The sequence below is a fragment of the Flavobacterium sp. GW823-FHT04A11 genome (assembly GCF_058796535.1).
Window position 1 is genome coordinate 4,675,371 of the sequence record NZ_CM179503.1, and the last position, 19,030, is coordinate 4,694,400.

Sequence of the window (19,030 nt, forward strand, 5' to 3'; positions counted from 1 at the left end):
ACATAAAATGACAATTGTCATATTACAGACTTTTATCAGCTGTAAATCCATTGTCAAAAATTAGAGAGACACAAACTTATTTGTGTTTTTAGGCAGGTAAATTTTAGAAGAAAAATAAGGTAAACAGGTTTCTTTATTTTCTGCTTAAAATTAGTAATAAAATCCTACAATAAATTGATTTGTATATTTTTTTTTAATTATAAAAATCTGATATAGATGATATTAGATATTTTAAGACTTCTTATAAAAAAAGAAAAATTGATTTATTGATTCTAAAAACTGATTTGCGAAATAATTAGGGATCAAATTTCTGTTTATTACTCTTTACAAGACGTTTACAGATAATTTTGGAATTAAGGAAGATATTAATACTAAATAACTTAAGTATAAAATACTACATTTTTGAACTTAAATACAAATACTTTTAACATTTCTAAAAATAATTCATTACTCATAAAATATTGAAAATCAATAATTTAATTCAATAATTAAACACTAAACATTGATTATAAGACATGTAAGAAGAAAAAAAATGTATTTTTTTTTGGTTTTTATTATATTAAAATTAACTTTGTCTATAGGATTAGTAGAGTTTAAAATCATATTTCAAACCATAAAGAACTAAATTTTGAAAACAACCGAAAGCATATCGCATTACATCTTTCCTAAAAATGACACACATAACACTTTTGGTTATATGTGTTTCTGTTGTTGTTAATTCTCTCGACCTTATTTCGTTTATGTTGATTCCTCTTAAAATCAAATTCAAAAAACGAACCTTTTTAAAATCATCAAGGCTTAGCTTTAAATATTCCAAAAATCTATTTGATACATTTTGTGTCATTATGATTCTTGAAAATATACCTATAAACCAAAAAAAAAATAATTAATAACTAAATGAACTAAAATGAAAAAAATGCAACACTGCTGTAAATAAATAAAAAAAGCCATTTCTGCGGCAACAGAAATGGCGAGGCTTAAAGAAAATTTATCGCTAAATAAAAGAAACGATCAGGGAATTGAAAAATCAACTTCCAGGGCTTCTTGTTAATTACTAAAAACCAATACAAAGAAATGAAAAAATATTTAAACATATACTCATTGCTTTTTCTCCTTCTGTTATCAGCCGGAATTAATGCTCAAAATACCACACCACTTATACAATCAAAACTCGACGGAACTGTAGTCGATGATGTTACAAATCAGCCTATTATTGGCGCTTCTGTCATTATTAAAGGTACTACACACGGCGTACAGACAGATGCTGAAGGAAAATTTTATTTTCAAACGGGTCAGAAACTTCCTTATACTTTAATAATAAGTTATATTGGATATAAGAAAACCGAAATCATAGTTGACAAAAATCCGGTTACGATCAGTTTAAAAGAAGAAAGACAGGAACTGGAAGAATTAGTTGTTGTTGGATACGGAACTCAAAAAAGAAAAGACATTACAGGTTCTGTAGCTTCTGTGCCAAAAGCCAATTTATCTCAGGTAACCTCATCAGCAGATAATTTATTAAGAGGCGCTGTTGCGGGTGTTGTAGTTACACAAAGTTCAGGACGTCCGGGAGCTTCTTCAAGTGTGCGTATTCGTGGAGGAAACTCTATTACGGCGGGTAATGAACCGTTGTATGTTGTAGACGGAATCTTAATTTATAATGACAATAATAATGGTTCTGCGGGAGTTTCGAATGCCGGGGCGAGTATTAACGTATTGTCTACTATAAATCCTGCTGATATTGAATCTATTGAGGTTTTAAAAGATGCCTCTGCCACTGCGATTTACGGTTCACGCGGATCAAATGGTGTTGTAATTATTACGACCAAAAAAGGTACAAAAGGTGTGGACAATATCTCATACCAAGGTTATTTTGGATTTCAGGATGTGTCAAAAAAACTTCATTTAATGAATGCCAGCCAATGGGCAAGTTTACGAAATGATGTTCAGGCAAGTATTGGTCAGGCTCCTTCTTTTTCTGATGCTCAAATCGAAGCTTTTAAAACTTCTGGAGGATACGACTGGCAATCTGCTGCTTTTAGATCTGCCGCTCCGGTTCAAAATCATCAGTTGTCTTTTTCAGGAGGTGACGAAAAATCACGCTACGCCATTTCTGCCGGATATTTTGATCAGGAAGGAACTGTTATCGGATCTGATTTTAAAAGAATTTCCCTTCGTATTAACTACGAAAAAAACTACTCTCAGAATTTTAAATTTGGCGTAAATGCAAATTATAGCAACTCCATTTCAAATGGTGTAGGAACAAACAGCACGGGCGGAAGAACTCCAAATCCATTAGTAACTGCGGTACTTACAGCTCCTGTAGTACCAATTAAAAATGCTGACGGAAGCTATAACGTAACCAATAATATTTACGCAACTTCTGTTAATGGTTATGTGCCGAATCCGATAAATGATTTGGAAAATACTATTAACGAAACTAAAATCAACAGAATCCTGACGAGTTTATTTGGTGAATATAAAATCACTAAAAAACTGACGGCAAAAGTCGCGGTAAGCGGTGACGTAATCAACACGAAACAAAACTATTATGCGCCATCAAATACTACAAATGGTGCGGGAACAAAGGGTTTGGCTTCTGTTGGAGACCGATTGGTAAGTTCAGTTTTGAATGAAAACACATTAAATTATAATACTACTTTCGGTGAAAACCATAAATTTTCAGCTTTAGGAGGATATACACTTCAATATACACAAGGAGAAACAGTTACTGCCAGTGCAAATACTTTTGTAAACGATGCTAATACCTATAATTCTATTCAGGATGGTGTTGCGCTAAAACCGTATAGCGATGCATTTGAAAGTGTTTTAAAATCATGGTTGGCCAGAGTAAACTACTCTTACAGAGGAAAATATAACTTTACGCTTTCTGCACGTGCCGATGGTTCTTCGAGATTTGGTACTGAATCACTTTGGGGTTATTTCCCTTCTGCAGGTTTTTCATGGAATATTACGGATGAAGAATTCGCCAATAATATTAAAGGCGTAACCGAAGCTAAACTTAGAATTACAGCGGGAACAACAGGAAACCAGGAAATTGGAAATTACCTTTCACTTGCTTCAATGGGTTCTGTAAATTATTCTTTTGGAGGTACATTATACACCGGATTAGCTCCTACCCGTCTGGCAAATCCGGATTTGAAATGGGAAAAAACAACACAATATAATGTTGGATTGGACTTATCCTTATTAGACAGAAAAGTAAATTTTGTTTTTGATGTGTATTACAAAAAAACAAACGATTTATTAATCAGCGTTCCTGTTCCGTTGACTTCAGGATATGCGAGCGTGCTTCAAAATATTGGAGGTGTTGAAAATAAAGGTCTTGAAATTGGTTTAACAACTGAAAATTTAAAAACAGAAAACTTCTCCTGGAACTCCAACATTGTGTTTTCTGCTAACAGAAATAAGGTAGTTTCTATAGGAAATGGCGTTGATCAGTTTTTTCCTGTAGTGCCTAATGGTTCATTATTACAGCAACAGCCGGTAACGGTTAAAGTTGGTCTGCCTTTAGGAACTTTCTGGGGATACAAAACAAATGGAATTTTCCAGACTCAGGAAGAAGTAAATACTCAGCCAAAAATAAACAGTTTAGCCAATACTAAAGTGGGAGACAGAAAATATGTTGATACGAACGGCGACGGCGTAATTACGGCTCTTGACAAAGGAAACTTAGGAACTTCACAGCCAAAATTTGTGGCAAGTTTTGGTAATACGGTTTCATATCATGATTTCGATTTAAATTTCTCTTTTCAGGGATCTTATGGCGCAAAAATATTCAACGCTTTAAATCAGCAATTAGAAATTTCCACACTTGGAACCAATGCTAATGTTACGTTAGTAGACCGCTGGACACCGGCAAATCCAACTAACGACGTTCCAAGGGCATCAAGTTCTCCTCTAGGAATTGTTTCTGAGCGTTATGTCGAAGATGCTTCTTTCGTAAGATTAAAATTGATCACGCTTGGGTATACATTACCAAAAAGCACTTCTAAAAAATTGGGAGCAACCAGCGTAAAATTCTATGTTTCTGCAGAAAATCTGGTGACATGGACAAAATACACCGGATATGATCCTGAGGTAAGTTCATACGAACAAAACAACTTATATCCGGGAATTGATTTTGGTTCTTACCCAAACTCAAGAACATTCATTTCTGGTCTGAACGTAACTTTCTAAGTAAAAAAATAAACGATGAAAAAGATAATCATAACAATAATAGTAAGTGTCACGTTGCTTGTTTCGTGCGCCGATTTAGAGGTAACACCAACCTCTTTTGTAACCGAAGATAATTATTTCCATACTCAGGATGATGCTGTTGCAAGTGTAAATGCAGTATATGCCGCCTTGTCTCTTGATCCGGGAGAACAAAGTTTATTTGGCAGAAACCTTTATTTCTTAACAGATATGGGATCTGATTATGCGTCTGCCGGAGTTTCTGCAACGAATCCGCAGGTAAGAGCAATGAGCGCTTTAACGCATGATGCAACAAATGATCGTGTTCAGGTTGCGTGGCGTCAGATTTATAATGGAATAAACAGAGCCAATGTTTCTATTGATAATATTCCGAAAGTTTCAGGTTCTGAAGTTGTTAAAACCAGATTAATCAACGAAGCAAAATTCATAAGAGGATTATTGTATTTTCAGGCTGTACGTCTTTGGGGCGGCGTTCCGATTGTTTTGCACGAACCGACTTCTATTCAGCTAGAAAGCCTAAAATCAAGAAGAGCAACTGTAGATGAAGTTTACACGCAGATTATTTCTGATTTAAAAGATGCCGAAAATTTACCTGCTACTTATGGTGCCGCTGATGCCGGACGTGCCACTTCCGGAGCTGCAAAAGCTATTTTGACAAAAGTTTACATTACAAGAAAAGATTGGCCAAATACAATTGCAAAGGCAAGAGAAGTAATAAATGGCGGATACGGATATGCTTTGTTTGAAAGCTTTCAGGATATTTTTACAAGGTCAAAAAAGAATGGAAAAGAGCATATTTTCTCTGTTCAGTTTGAGCCAAATCAGGCCGGAAACGGATCTAGCGGAAACAATTTTCAAGGTACTTCTTTTACCGGATTTACAGCTACGGAACCTGCTGATATTATCTCTGACGTAGCTTTGTTTTACGACATTTATGCTCCCGGAGATACGCGCAGAGATGTAAGTTATGCCAAACAATTGGTAAACCCGACTACCGGAACTTTATACACTTTTCCGAAACCTATTTTCAAAAAATACCTGGATTTGACCAATTTGGCAACGCCAGGAAATGTGGCGATTAATTTTCCTATTATTCGTTATGCCGACATTTTATTGTCTTTGGCAGAAGCCATAAATGAACAGGGAGCGCCAACAGCCGAAGCGTATGAATTGATTAATCAGGTTAGAAGAAGAGCTTTTGGAAAACCAATCACGACTCCGGATGCCACTATAGATTTAGCCGGATTGGACCAAACTTCTTTTAGAGCAGCCATTCAGGAAGAGCGCAAAAAAGAGTTTGTTCAGGAAGGACAAAGATGGTTTGACTTAGTGCGTTGGGGAACTTTGGTTACCGAAGTAAAAAAAGTAACCGCTAAAAATTCAGTTTCTGAAAAAAATAATCTTTATCCGATTCCGCAAAGCGAAAGAAATTTTGATCCGGTTGGATTACCACAAAATCCGGGATACAATTAATACTATAAAAAATGATTAAAAAACTGTTCATTATTGCCCTATTGGTTGTTGTACCCTTTCAGCAATTTGCACAGAAGAAGCAACCTAATATCATCGTCATTTTGGCCGATGATTTAGGTTTCTCGGATATTGGCGCATTTGGCTCAGAAATTAAAACACCCAATCTGGATAAGCTCGCTACAAACGGACTCCTAATAAAACAGTTTTATAATGCAGGGCGTTGCTGCCCTTCCCGCGCTTCCTTGCTCACGGGTTTGTATCCGCATCAGGCAGGAATTGGCGACATGGTTCAGGACAAAGGATTTCCAGCTTATCAGGGATATTTAAACGAGCATTGTATTACAATTGGGCAGGCGCTTAAACAGGCAGGATATAACACCATTGTTTCCGGAAAATGGCACGTGGGTTTAGTACCATCAGCCTGGGCTGTTAATCGGGGATTTGATGATTCTTTTACGTTACAAAACAACGGAAGCAGTTATTTTAACTCGGAACCTTTGTATAACGACGGAAGGAAAGTCACTTTTTTGAAAGGAGATAAAGAAATTATCCGCACGGATACTGCTACTTATCTGACTCAGGAAATTACCAATTTCGCTCTTACATCTTTAGAAAAACAGCGCAATAAGCAACAGTCTTTTTTTCTGTATGTGGGGTATAATGCCCCACATTGGCCTATTCAGGCATTGCCGGAAGATATTGCAAAATACAAAGGCAAATATCTCGGAGGCTGGGATAAATTGAGAGCAAGCCGTTTTAAAAAATTAAAAGAACTGGGAATCATTGATAAAAAGTGGGACTTATCAAATCGTTTTGAAAAAGTGCCGGACTGGGAAAAATTAACTGCAGAAGAAAAAGACAAATGGGATACCCGAATGGCAATTTACGCCGCCATGATCGACCGAATGGATGCCGGAATTGGAGAAATACTGCAGAAAGTGAAGTCTTTGGGAGAAGAAGATAATACGCTTATTCTTTTTCTTTCGGATAATGGCGGAAGTGCCGATGATGTGAAAAACTGGAATTATGTGACACAAAAAAATGGAACACCAGGTTCTGTTGCGTCGATTGATAGTTACGAAAGTCCGTGGGGAAATGTGAGCAACACGCCTTTTCAGTTATTCAAAAAGAACACTCATGAAGGCGGAATTGCTTCTCCTTTTATTGCGTATTATCCAAAGCATATTAAGCCCGGTACAATAAGCAACAGAGTAAGTCATGTTATTGATATTTTTCCAACTGTTTTGGAGTTTGCCGGTTTTCAATATCCGGATTCTTATCAGGGAAAAAGTCTCACGCCTTTAGAAGGAATTAGTTTAAAAAAAGAATTTGAAGGACAACAATCTAAAGCACATGAAGCTTTGTTTTGGGAACACGAAGGCAGCAAAGCCGTACGAAAAGGCGATTGGAAGGCTGTAGTCGAAAACAATCAGCCCTGGGAGTTGTACAATCTGGCGAACGACCGGACAGAAACAAAAAACCTGGCAAAATCAGAACCAAAACTGCTCCAAAACCTGATTGAATTACATCAGCAATGGTCTGTAAAAGTAGGTGTCGAAGATTGGAATAAAATAAAATAGCATAGTTAAAATACTGATTGCAATCCGTTGGCTGTAATTATTTTAACACATAGAAACATAGAATTATTGAACTCAAAAAAAGGCGTTTCACTTGCATTAATACACATAGCTATGTGTAAGAAACAAGTTTCGTTTTGATTTACTCTTTTTCAAAAACATAAAATCTATGTTTCTATGTGTTTAATTATTTTTTTATGCATTACACCCAACGGGTTGATTACAGAAATTCTATTATTAATTAAATAAAAATTTAATCTAATGAAAAAGTTTAAAAATAACATTGCAGTCAAAAGTCCGCAAAAAGGACTTTTAGTTACTGCATTACTTGTTGCGCAGTTAGGTTTTGCACAAACAAAACCGGAAGAATTTAAAGGTGTGATTGGTAAAACCTTAGCCGATTCTAAAGAATATTGGCCGGAACCCGTTACGGCTCCAAAAGGTGCACCAAATGTGGTTTGGATTATTCTTGACGATGTGGGATATGGAGCTTCAAGCGCTTTTGGAGGTTTAATCGAAACTCCTGTTTTAGAAAGTTTGGCCAACAACGGATTGCGATATACCAATTTTCATACAACAGCCATTTGTGCCCCTACCCGTTCGGCTTTATTGACCGGAAGCAATTCGCATAAAGTGCATGTTGGAGGATTTTCTCATACCATAATGTCGGCAGGATTTCCGGGTTGGGACGGTAGATTACCCTCTAAAAACGGAACCGTTGCCGAGATTTTACGCGATAAAGGATACAATACTTTTGGCGTAGGTAAATATGGCGTAACGCCTGATGAAGAAGCTACAGATGCAGGACCTTTTGACCATTGGCCAACCGGAAAAGGATTTGAACATTTCTTTGGATTCTTAGGTTCAGCGACCGATCAGTACAAACCTGATTTAATTGAAGATCAAGCGCATATTACGCCTGACGGAAGACATCTTAGCGAACAAATTACAGATAAAGCGATTACTTACATTCAAAAACAGCAAAAGGCAGCTCCGGGAAAACCATTCTTTTTATACTATTCTCCGGCAGCCGTTCACGCGCCTCATCAGGTTGCTCAAAAATGGAGCGATCCCTATAAAGGAAAATTTGATGATGGCTGGGATGCTTACCGCGAAAAAACATTGGCAAATCAAAAGAAATTAGGAGTTGTTCCTGCTGATGCGGTTTTACCGGACCGTAATTCGACTATTACAGACTGGAAAAAATTAACACCGGATCAAAAGAAAGTATATTCAAAATTCATGGAAGTATACGCCGGATATCTAACGTATACCGATTATGAAATTGGAAGACTGGTTAATTATTTAAAAGAAAGCAATCAATTGGAAAATACGGTAGTTTTTGTTCTAATTGGTGATAACGGAGCCAGTAAAGAAGGAACACTTCAAGGTACTGTTGACAGACTAACCTATGTAAATGGAGATACAGAAGAAAAAGTTTTCCAAAATAACTTAAACCGAATTGGCGAAATTGGAACGCCTCAAACCTATGGTAATTATCCTTTGGGTTGGGCACAAGCAACAAATACGCCTTTCAAATATTGGAAACAAGATGCCAATTCTGAAGGAGGAACACACAACCCGTTGATTGTTTATTATCCAAAGGGAATTAAAACTCCGGGAATCAGAACGCAATACAGCCATGTCATTGATATTTTGCCAACAACACTTGATATTCTGGGCGTTAAAGCACCGGAATCTATCAGAGAAATTAAGCAGGATACGATTCAGGGATATTCGTTTTACAATTCTTTGAATGATGCAAAAGCAATATCGGCTCATAAAATTCAACACTATTACATCTTTGGTTCAAGAGCGATTTACAACGATGGATGGAAAGCAGCTGCGGCGCATCATCCCAATTCAATTGAAGTAAAAGAAGCTTTGAATAACAAGGTAAATCTTCCACCAAGCGATTTTGACAAAGATGTTTGGGAATTGTACAACATTAACGAAGATTTCAACGAAAGAAAAGATCTGGCTAAAAAATACCCGGAAAAAGTAGCCGAACTTAAAAAACTCTTCGACCAGCAAGCAAAGAAAAACAACCTCTATCCTTTAATAGACTGGCAGGATGTTTACCTGAGAAAAATACACAAAACGCCAGCTACCGAAGGCAAATCAGCTCAGGAACTTTTAACTAAGGCAAACAAATAAAAAAATTTATTTTAAAATCCTATTAAATCCATAGACAAACAAAATTTTAAAAAAAAGAAATAATGAAAAAAATTAAAATTAACTCAAAAATCAAAAGTCCGCAAAAGGGACTTTTGATTACTGCATTGCTAGTAGCACAACTGGGCTTTGCACAAGAGAAGCCGGAAGAATTTAAAGGTGTTATCGGTAAAACCTTAGCCGATTCTAAAGAATATTGGCCTGAACCTGTAAAAGCTCCGCAAGGTGCGCCAAATATTGTTTGGATTTTATTAGACGATGTTGGTTTTGGAGCTTCAAGTTCTTTTGGAGGTTTGATCCAGACACCAACTTTTGATGAACTGGCCAATAATGGTTTGCGCTACACTAATTTTCATACAACAGCTATTTGCGCCCCTACCCGCGCCGCTTTATTAACCGGAAGAAATTCAGGAAAAGTACACGTTAGCGGTTTCTCTCACACGGTTTTATCTGCAGGATTTCCGGGTTGGGATGGCAGAATTCCATCTGATAAAGGAACAATTGCCGAGATTTTACGTGACAAAGGATATAACACTTTTGCCGTTGGTAAATACGGTTTAACACCAGATGAAGAAGCTTCAGATGCTGGTCCGTTTGACAGATGGCCAACAGGAAAAGGATTTGAACATTTTTTTGGTTTCTTAGGGTCTCAAACAGATCAGTACAAACCGGATTTAGTAGAAGATAATGCACACGTTACGCCAGACGGCCGCCACTTAACAGATCAGATTACAGATAAAGCGATTGCATATATTAAAAACCAACACAAAGCGGCGCCAAACAAACCTTTCTTTTTGTACTACGCGCCGGGAGCGGTTCACGCACCTCATCAGGTAGAAGAAAAATGGAGCGATCAATATAAAGGAAAATTTGATGAAGGCTGGGATGTTTACCGCGAAAAAGTATTGGCTAACCAAAAGAAACTAGGCGTAATTCCGGCCAATGCCGTTTTACCGGAACGCAATCCGTTGATTGCAGACTGGAAAAAATTAACGCCGGATGAAAAGAAAGTTTATACGCGTTTCATGGAAGTATACGCCGGATATCTTACCTACACAGATTATGAAATTGGACGTGTTGTTAATTATTTAAAAGAAACAAATCAATTAGAAAACACGTTGATTTTTGTTGCCATTGGTGATAACGGAGCCAGTAAAGAAGGAACAACACAAGGTACAATCAACCAAAGTTTATTTTCTCAGGGAGTTTCTGACGAGCAAAATCTTCAGAATAATTTAAATAATATTGGCGAAATCGGAACTGCAAAAGGTTTGAATACCAACTTTCCTTTAGGTTGGGCGCAGGCTACAAATGCACCTTTCAAAAACTGGAAACAAGATGCACATTCTGAAGGAGGAACCCGCAATCCGCTGATTGTTTATTATCCAAAAGGAATTAAGGAAAAAGGCGGCATCAGAAATCAATACAGCCACGTAACCGATTTATTACCAACGACATTGGATATTGCAGGAATTAAAGCTCCGGAAACGATTCGTGAAATCAAACAGGACAAAATTCAGGGTTCTACATTTTATGCTTCTTTGAATGATGCAAAAGCGGAGTCATTGCACAAAGTTCAATACTATTACATTTTTGGAAACAGAGCAATTTACAAAGATGGATGGAAAGCTGCGGCGGCACATCTTCCGGATTCTTTTGCTTTGAAAAACAATTTAGGTAAAAACGAAAAACCGGCACCAAGTAATTTTGATGCTGATGTTTGGGAGTTGTACAACTTAAACGAAGATTTTAACGAAAGAAATAATCTTGCAAAAAAATATCCTGAAAAGTTAGCCGAACTTCAAAAATTGTTTGATGAGCAGGCAAAAGAAAATAATGTTTATCCGCTAATTGACTGGCAGGATGTATTTAGCAGAAGAATACACAATACCGGAGCTGATAAAGGAAAAAATCTTCAGGAATTAATTCGTCAGGCCAATAAACCAGCCGGAAGCACAAACTAAAATTATAATCAACTTAATCTTTCAAGGTTTTGAAAACTTTGAAAGATTAAGTTAAAAAAATTTATGTAACAAAATTTATCAAAAAATATAAAATATATTCTACTAAATCTATAGAGTTAAAAGAATTTATTTTTATTTTTGTCATACTACTACCGAAAAAAAAATAAAATAATAACATAAAACACATGATAATGAAACGAGTAGACTATGAAATTATCGGAAAAAAAATTGTCGTTGGGGCAATTGTATTTTTAGTTCCACTGGCGATTTTAGCAGGTGGTTTAGCATTAATTAATCAATTTTTAAAATAAGAAACCATGGCAATAGTTCAAAAAGAAAAACTGACAAGAGATTTAAGTATTAGTCTTTTAATATACAGCTTACCTGTAATCGCAATTTTCCTTTATTTTAAATTAACAAATGGTGTTGTTGCAGAATCACATATTGCATTACCATCATTTTTAGAATTTGCAAAACCTGCATTCGAGCACATCAGAACCTGGGGATTAATTGTTTTTATGCTTGTTTTAGGAGCGATAGAATTTGCTGCAGGATTATACGATGATGAATGGACGGGCGAAGAACGTAAAATTGACATCATTTGTTTCTTAGCGCCAAAATTGCTTTTGCCTCCGGTAATCGCTTTTTTCAGCTTAACAGCTTTACCATATTTAATTCCAAATTTGGCCAATTCACTTTCATGGGTTCCGTTTTGGGGAGGTTTTTTCCTTATTGCAATTGCCGATGATTTAACACAATACTGGTACCACCGTTTGCACCATCAGGTTCCGTTTTTATGGCGTTTTCACAGAACACATCACTCAGCTCCGTATATGGGAATGGCGATGGCTTCAAGACAAAACTTTATTTATACGGTTCTCTTTTCTCAAATTTATTTGACTGCAACTTTAACTTATCTAGGTTTAGGTTTACCGGCACTTTTTGTTTTGGTTATCAAAAGTTTCATCACTTTGGGCGCGCACTCCAGCATTGCGTGGGACAAACCGTTCTATAAATACAGAGTTTTACATCCAATTGCATGGGTTTTAGAACGTTTGATTTCTACTCCGGCAACGCATCACGCACATCACGCAGATACAAGCGGAGACGGTGTTGGACATTTTAAAGGCAACTTCGGAAACATGTTTTTTATCTGGGATGTGATTTTTGGAACAGGCTTAATTACCCGTAAATTCCCGGAATCTTACGGAATGAAATCATACAAACAAGAAGAATGGTACGCTCAGTTTTTGTGGCCAATATTTAAATCTAAAAAAGAAGGAAGTGCTTTGGCAGAAGGTGTTTTATCAGTTCCCTTAAAACCAAAAGCAGAACCAGTTGTTGCTGCAAGTCCGGTTTATTACGACGAACCGGCTCAGGTATAAAACCAGATAAAATAAATCAAATAAGAATTGGCAGTGCATTCAGAATTATTCCTGAATACACTGCCAAACTTATGCAAAAACCATAAATCATGAAAAATAAAATACTCAAAAACAGTATTACAACCCTGATATTACTCTTTACAATTGTCGGTTTTTCACAAGGAAACAGTGCCAATATATTATTAGATGCTTTTTATGCTAAAATCAAAAGTCAAAAAAATCCACAGATAATCGATGCCCGTGGCGCTGATGAATTTGCCTTGAATCATATTGAAAGCGCAGTGAATTTCAATACTAAATCAGAAGATTTTGAAAAACAAGTTGCGGCTTTAAATCCGTCAGAACCCGTATTTATTTATTCGATTGCCGCCTACAGAAGCGGTCTTTTATCAACTGAATTATCAAAAAGAGGCTTTACTGAAGTCTATATTTTAGAAGGCGGAATCGCAAGCTGGATTGGCGGCGGAAAACCTTTCTACACCAATTTAAAAAGTAAATTAACCTTGCCGGAATACAAAAAAATAATTGCCGATAATCAGTTTGTTTTGGTAGATATCGGATCAAAATATTGCGCGACCTGCAAAACCGTAAAACCAATTTTAGAAGACATCAGAACTCAATATGGCGAAAAACTAAAAATTGTTCAGATCGAATTGGAAGAAAACCCTCAGGTTATTGCCGATTTAAAAACAGTAAAGGTCTTCCCTACTTTGATTTTATACCAAAATGGAAAAATTATTTTCAAAAAAGATGGTTTAGGAAATCTTAAAAGCGATGTAGATGTCGCTTTGGCTTCAAAATAAATTAATGATTTGTTTTACAAATCTGCAAGAAATTCATGCCTTTTCTCATTTCGAAGGAGAAATCACATAAAGTAAAAATACAAAGTACGTCGCTCTCCGGATGTGATTTACTTCGTCTGTTCGCTATCGCTCGAGTCTCCTTACATCGAAATGACAAACTACACGAAAATATTCTTATGAAAATTGACCTAGCCCCGATAGAAGTGGAAATCCTTTTGTGGAGCTTTAGCGGAACAAAAGATTAGAACGGATAGCGGGATTAGCTCCTGAAAAATATTTTACTCATAGAAATCGAAATGACAAATCTTGCCGAAAATTTAGAAGAAATTGAACTACTTAAACCATAAAACCTCAATTCCAAAAAAAAATAAACTAACCCAATGGCAGTATATAAAAAAATAACCAAAATTGTAATATCCATTTTAATCGTGCTTCTTATTCTGGCAGCATTTTTATTCTGGCCCATTAATACCAATGGAAATTTAATAAAACCCAATCAAAAATTAGTCGACGGAAAAGCAGCATTTCTTGCCCAAAAAGACACCTCAAAATCTTCAGAAAAAAAACCTAATATTATCATTCTTCTTGCAGATGATTTAGGCAAATATGATATTTCGTTATATGGAGGAAAATCGACACCAACGCCGCAAATTGATTCTCTGGCAGCTTCCGGAGTTACGTTTACAGATGGCTATGTTTCGTCTTCTATTTGTTCGCCGTCGCGCGCGGGTTTGTTAACGGGTCGTTATCAGGAACGTTTTGGTCATGAATATCAGCCCGGAGACCGATATCCGAAAAATAACTTAGAATATTATGGTTTCAAATATTTAATTAACACCAATAGTTGGCGAATAAATGACAAAATTGAATATCCAAATGAAGCTTCAATTGCGACGCAGGGTTTGCCACAATCTGAAATTACTTTTGCAGATTTAGCCAAAAAACAAGGTTACGCAACCGCCATTATCGGAAAATGGCATTTGGGACATAACAAAGGATTTTTTCCGCTGGATAGAGGTTTTGATTATCATTACGGATTTTATCAGGCATTTTCGCTTTACACGCCCGAAGATGATAATCCGGATATTATCAACCATCATCATAAAGATTTTACCGATAAAACGATTTGGGGAAATGGCCGTGTTGGAATTGGGCAAATTCGCCGCGATACAACGATCATCAAAGACAAAGCCTATTTGACCGAAACTTTTGCTGATGAAGCAGAAGCTTTTATCGACAAAAATAAAACCAAACCATTTTTACTTTATGTTCCGTTTAATGCGCCACACACGCCTTTTCAGGTTCGCAAAAAATATTACGACCGTTTCCCGAATGTAAAAGACGAAAACAAACGTGTTTATTTTGCCATGATCAGCGCGCTTGATGATGCGATTGGAAGAATTGTTGCCAAAGTAAAAAAAGAAGGTCTGGAAGAAAATACCTTAATCATTTTTGCCAGTGATAATGGCGGTGCCGATTACACGTTTGCGACCACAAATGCACCTTTAAAAGGCGGTAAATTTTCTCATTTTGAAGGCGGAATTAATGTTCCGTTTGCACTTTCGTGGAAAGGAAAAATCAAACCGCATACTGTCTATAAAACTCCGGTAAGTTCATTGGATATTTTTAGTACGATTGCAGCAGTTACGCATTCCGGTTTACCAAAAGACAGGGTTTATGATGGTGTTGATTTAATTTCAACCGTAAACGATAATAAGGAAGCGCACAAAAATTTATACTGGCGTTCCGGCGATGCAAAAGCCATCAGAAGCGGTGATTGGAAATTAATCATCAGTGGAAAAACACATCAGGAATGGCTTTATAATCTGGCAAACGACAAATCTGAAACTACAGATCTTGCTCAAAAAAATCCGGCAAAAGTAAAAGAACTTCACGCGGCTTTGCAAAACTGGGAGAAAGGTCTTGTAAAACCTTTATGGCCAAATTTGACTTATTATGAATTTGATTTTGGTAAACAAAAATACTTTGTCGATTTGTAATCATAATATTTTTATAAAAACCCGACAGGTTTTAAACCTGTCGGGTTTAATTCAGAAGATAAATAAATTGCCTCCAGCTTTAGCTGGAGTTTTAAAATTGATAAAAGTTACAGGCTTTAGCCAAAATAAAGATTCGGCTAAAGCCAATATCAATCACAAAATAGTTACCACCAGCTAAAGCTGGAGGCAATTCAATTCTTTTTTACACCTGTAAGATTTCCAAAACCTTGTAGGTGTACATTTAAAAGCCTAATTAATAATACCTACAAGGTTTTGGAAACCTTGCAGGAAACAAACATAAAATGTCAACTAACTCAAAACAATTTAAGATACATGAAGACTGGACTGTCGTAATTCTCGGATTTATAATCATCGGGATTTCGCTGTTTGTTTTTCTTCCTGAAGTTCCTGTGTTCGGCTGGTCAAACAATGACGATTTAAAAACGAAAATCTTCGATCTAGAAAACCTGAAAATTCTTTTAATTCAGTTTTTATACCTTCTTTTCATTGGAACACTGGGCATATTTTTAATTGGAAAATCTGTAAAATATTTTTTTTTTACTTTTCCGATTGTTTTTTTGTTAACGCTTATTGCACTTATTCTGGCCGGAAATTCGGCAATAAAATCCATTAATCTTGAAGCCGTTATTTTTAGTCTGATTATCGGTTTGGCTATTGGAAATTTATTTAAACTTCCGGAATGGTTTCGTCAGGAACTTTCTACAGAAGTATTTGTAAAAATTGGATTGGTTTTATTAGGAACAAGCGTTATTTTTTCAGACATCTTAAAAGCGGGTTTATTAGGATTATTTCAGGCTTTGGTCGTAGTATTATCGGTTTGGTATTTTGCTTTTTGGCTTTGCCGAAAATTAAAAGTTGATGACGAATTAACGATGATGATTTCGAGTGCGGTTTCTATTTGCGGAGTTTCGGCTGCCATTGCAACTTCGGGCGCTATTAAAGGCGATTCAAAAAAACTATCGTATGTTATTTCAATGGTTTTGGTAACGGCAATTCCCATGATGATTTTTATGCCGATAATTGCTAAATATTTCAATTTTCCCGAAGAAGTAACAGGCGCCTGGCTTGGCGGAAGTATCGATACATCCGGCGCAGTGGTAGCTTCCGGAACTTTAGTTGGCGAAACAGCCTTGAAAATTAGTACAATTGTAAAGTTCTCGCAAAATGTTTTATTAGGATTAGCTGCTTTCGCAATCTCGGTTTATTGGACGTATACACACAACAAATCAGATGAAGCTGTAGCGTCAAAACCAACACTAAGCGTGATTTGGGAACGTTTTCCGAAATTTGTAATTGGCTTTATTGCTGCTTCACTGGTTTTTTCTTTTTTAATCGCTCCGGAAGTTCGGGATCAGGTAAAAGACAGTTTAAAAAACCTGCAGGGAATTTGGTTTGCATTGGCTTTTACAAGCATTGGTCTTGAAACTAATTTTAAGGATTTATTTAGTAATAACAGCAAAAAACCTTTGTATGCTTTTCTAATCGCGCAATTATTTAATGTGATTGTGACGTTGATTATTGCTTTTTTATTGTTTAGTAAGTAATACAAGCTTTGTCACATTTGCAAAGTCAAACGCTGTGTGTAATTGTTAGTGAGGTTGCTTCGTTCCTCGCAATGACTTTACGCATAAACCTTTGTCAAAGTTTTAAACTTTGACAAAGATAAACCCAATCATTTTCGACAAATTAAAATATCAATTATAATGAAAAAAACACTTATTACATTAAACCTATTATTAGCTTTTAGCATTTTAGGTCATTCACAAAATAACACAAAACCCAATATCATTTTGATTATGGTTGATGATATGGGTTATTCTGATTTAGGAAATTATGGTTCCGAAATCAAGACGCCAAATCTTGATAAACTCGCTCATGAAGGTTTACGCCTGCGCGAATTTTATAACAATTCGATTTGTGCGCCAACAAGAGCTTCTTTACTAACCGGACAATATCAGCATAAAGCTGGAGTCGGTTTTTTTGATGTTAATTTGGGGTTGCCGGCGTATCAGGGATATTTAAACAAAGAATCTTTGACTTTGGGCGAAGTTTTCCGTTCCGGAGGTTACAGCACAATCTTATCCGGAAAATGGCACGTAGGTTCTGAAGATCAGGCGCAGTGGCCAAACCAGAGAGGTTTTGATAAGTTTTATGGAATTCTAAAAGGCGCTTCGAATTATTTTGATACCAAAGGTTTGCCTTTCGGGAAAACGCCTTATCCGGTAAAACTACTTCGTAATAATGAAGAATTACATCCAAAAGATGATTCGTATTATTTCACGGATGAAATTGGGAATAATGCAGTTACTTTTTTGGATGAACAGAATAAGGAAAACAAACCGTTCTTTTTGTATCTGGCTTTTACCGCGCCACACTGGCCTTTGCAGGCAAAACCGGTTGACATTGCAAAATACAGAGGAAAATTTGATGAAGGCTGGGATGTTCTAAGAGAAAAAAGAATTCAGAAACTAAAAGAAAGCGGGATTTTACAAGCCAATCAAACTGTTTCTCCAAGAGATCCTGAAGTTCCGGAATGGAGTAAACTGACGTATGACGAAAAACAATTCTGGAAAGCCAAAATGGAAGTTTACGCCGCAATGGTCGATAATATGGATCAAAATGTTGGTAAGGTTTTAGAGAAATTAAAAGCCTTGAAAAAAGACAAAAACACTTTGATTATTTTCATTTCAGACAATGGCGCACAAGGTGGTTTTAATACTTACAATCCATTAGGAAGAGGTCTGGTTCGAAACGACGGGCCTGTTGGAACCTCAGGATCTTTTGATTATCAGGAACAAAACTGGGCGTATTTGTCTAATACTCCGCTGCAGCAATATAAAAACAATATGCACGAAGGCGGTTTTAGCTCGCCGTTTATTGCGTGGTTTCCCTCAAAAATAAAAGCAGATCGCATTGATAAAGGAACGGGACATATTATTGACCTCGCTCCTACTTTTTATGAATTGGCCGGAATTGAATATCCCAAAGAATATAATGGTGTGACCACAAATCCTTTGGTTGGAAAGAGCTTATTGCCTGTTTTATTTGATAATGTTTCGCAGGTAGAAAGAGGTGCACCATTATTTTGGGAAAGAGCAGGAAACAGAGCGGTTCGTGACGGAAAATGGAAATTGGTTTCCATATACCCTTCTTATGAATGGGAACTTTACAATATCGAAACTGACAGAGGTGAAACTACAAATGTAGCACAGCAAAATCCCGCAATCGTAAATAAACTTTCGGCTTCTTATTTTGACTGGGCCGATAGAACGGGTGTTGTAGAATACAGTAAATTCAAACTAAAACCAGAGACAATGCCAGGTGGCGCGGCTCTGAAGAAATAATTACTTTTTTTGATATTTTAGGTAATTATAACGAAAAAGCGTTCGCTGTGGCGAACGCTTTTTTATTTAA

10 protein-coding genes are annotated in these 19,030 nt (G+C 36.4%); all 10 read left to right on the forward strand.

The window, feature by feature from the left end:
- Positions 1-1,074: 1,074 nt before the first annotated feature.
- Positions 1,075-4,200, forward strand: a complete 3,126-nt coding sequence (locus AC3QL1_RS19980) for a SusC/RagA family TonB-linked outer membrane protein (RefSeq protein ID WP_492493887.1) — start codon at positions 1,075-1,077, stop codon at positions 4,198-4,200.
- Positions 4,201-4,215: 15 nt separating this feature from the next.
- A complete protein-coding gene (locus AC3QL1_RS19985; protein ID WP_492493888.1) occupies positions 4,216-5,691 on the forward strand; it encodes a RagB/SusD family nutrient uptake outer membrane protein in 1,476 nt (491 codons plus the stop codon).
- 11 nt (positions 5,692-5,702) lie between these two features.
- Positions 5,703-7,271: an arylsulfatase gene (locus AC3QL1_RS19990; protein WP_492493889.1), complete on the forward strand. Its 1,569-nt coding sequence runs from the start codon at positions 5,703-5,705 to the stop codon at positions 7,269-7,271.
- Positions 7,272-7,529: 258 nt separating this feature from the next.
- Positions 7,530-9,425 carry an arylsulfatase gene (locus tag AC3QL1_RS19995; protein ID WP_492493890.1) on the forward strand — a complete coding sequence of 632 codons (1,896 nt, stop codon included), beginning with the start codon at positions 7,530-7,532 and terminating at the stop codon, positions 9,423-9,425.
- Between the two features lie 62 nt (positions 9,426-9,487).
- On the forward strand, positions 9,488-11,407 hold the full coding sequence (locus AC3QL1_RS20000; RefSeq protein WP_492493891.1) for an arylsulfatase: 1,920 nt from the start codon (positions 9,488-9,490) through the stop codon (positions 11,405-11,407).
- A 317-nt stretch (positions 11,408-11,724) separates the two neighbouring features.
- Positions 11,725-12,792 carry a sterol desaturase family protein gene (locus AC3QL1_RS20005; RefSeq protein WP_492493892.1) on the forward strand — a complete coding sequence of 356 codons (1,068 nt, stop codon included), beginning with the start codon at positions 11,725-11,727 and terminating at the stop codon, positions 12,790-12,792.
- A gap of 89 nt (positions 12,793-12,881) precedes the next feature.
- A complete protein-coding gene (locus AC3QL1_RS20010) occupies positions 12,882-13,595 on the forward strand; it encodes a thioredoxin domain-containing protein (protein ID WP_492493893.1) in 714 nt (237 codons plus the stop codon).
- A 380-nt stretch (positions 13,596-13,975) separates the two neighbouring features.
- Positions 13,976-15,595 (forward strand): sulfatase-like hydrolase/transferase, encoded by a 1,620-nt coding sequence (locus AC3QL1_RS20015; protein WP_492493894.1) that lies wholly within the window; start codon positions 13,976-13,978, stop codon positions 15,593-15,595.
- A gap of 302 nt (positions 15,596-15,897) precedes the next feature.
- Positions 15,898-17,160, forward strand: a complete 1,263-nt coding sequence (locus AC3QL1_RS20020) for a YeiH family protein (RefSeq protein ID WP_492493895.1) — start codon at positions 15,898-15,900, stop codon at positions 17,158-17,160.
- 159 nt (positions 17,161-17,319) lie between these two features.
- A complete protein-coding gene (locus AC3QL1_RS20025; protein ID WP_492493896.1) occupies positions 17,320-18,960 on the forward strand; it encodes an arylsulfatase in 1,641 nt (546 codons plus the stop codon).
- The last annotated feature ends 70 nt before the right edge of the window (positions 18,961-19,030 follow it).

Excerpts from the sequence above, each read along its gene's own strand:
- AC3QL1_RS20010 (WP_492493893.1), top strand. The coding sequence starts at position 12,882 with ATGAAAAATAAAATACTCAAAAACAGTATTACAACCCTGATATTACTC.
- AC3QL1_RS19995 (WP_492493890.1), top strand. The coding sequence starts at position 7,530 with ATGAAAAAGTTTAAAAATAACATTGCAGTCAAAAGTCCGCAAAAAGGA.
- AC3QL1_RS20000 (WP_492493891.1), top strand. The coding sequence starts at position 9,488 with ATGAAAAAAATTAAAATTAACTCAAAAATCAAAAGTCCGCAAAAGGGA.
- AC3QL1_RS19990 (WP_492493889.1), top strand. The coding sequence starts at position 5,703 with ATGATTAAAAAACTGTTCATTATTGCCCTATTGGTTGTTGTACCCTTT.
- AC3QL1_RS20005 (WP_492493892.1), top strand. The coding sequence starts at position 11,725 with ATGGCAATAGTTCAAAAAGAAAAACTGACAAGAGATTTAAGTATTAGT.
- AC3QL1_RS19980 (WP_492493887.1), top strand. The coding sequence starts at position 1,075 with ATGAAAAAATATTTAAACATATACTCATTGCTTTTTCTCCTTCTGTTA.
- AC3QL1_RS20020 (WP_492493895.1), top strand. The coding sequence starts at position 15,898 with ATGTCAACTAACTCAAAACAATTTAAGATACATGAAGACTGGACTGTC.
- AC3QL1_RS20015 (WP_492493894.1), top strand. The coding sequence starts at position 13,976 with ATGGCAGTATATAAAAAAATAACCAAAATTGTAATATCCATTTTAATC.
- AC3QL1_RS19985 (WP_492493888.1), top strand. The coding sequence starts at position 4,216 with ATGAAAAAGATAATCATAACAATAATAGTAAGTGTCACGTTGCTTGTT.
- AC3QL1_RS20025 (WP_492493896.1), top strand. The coding sequence starts at position 17,320 with ATGAAAAAAACACTTATTACATTAAACCTATTATTAGCTTTTAGCATT.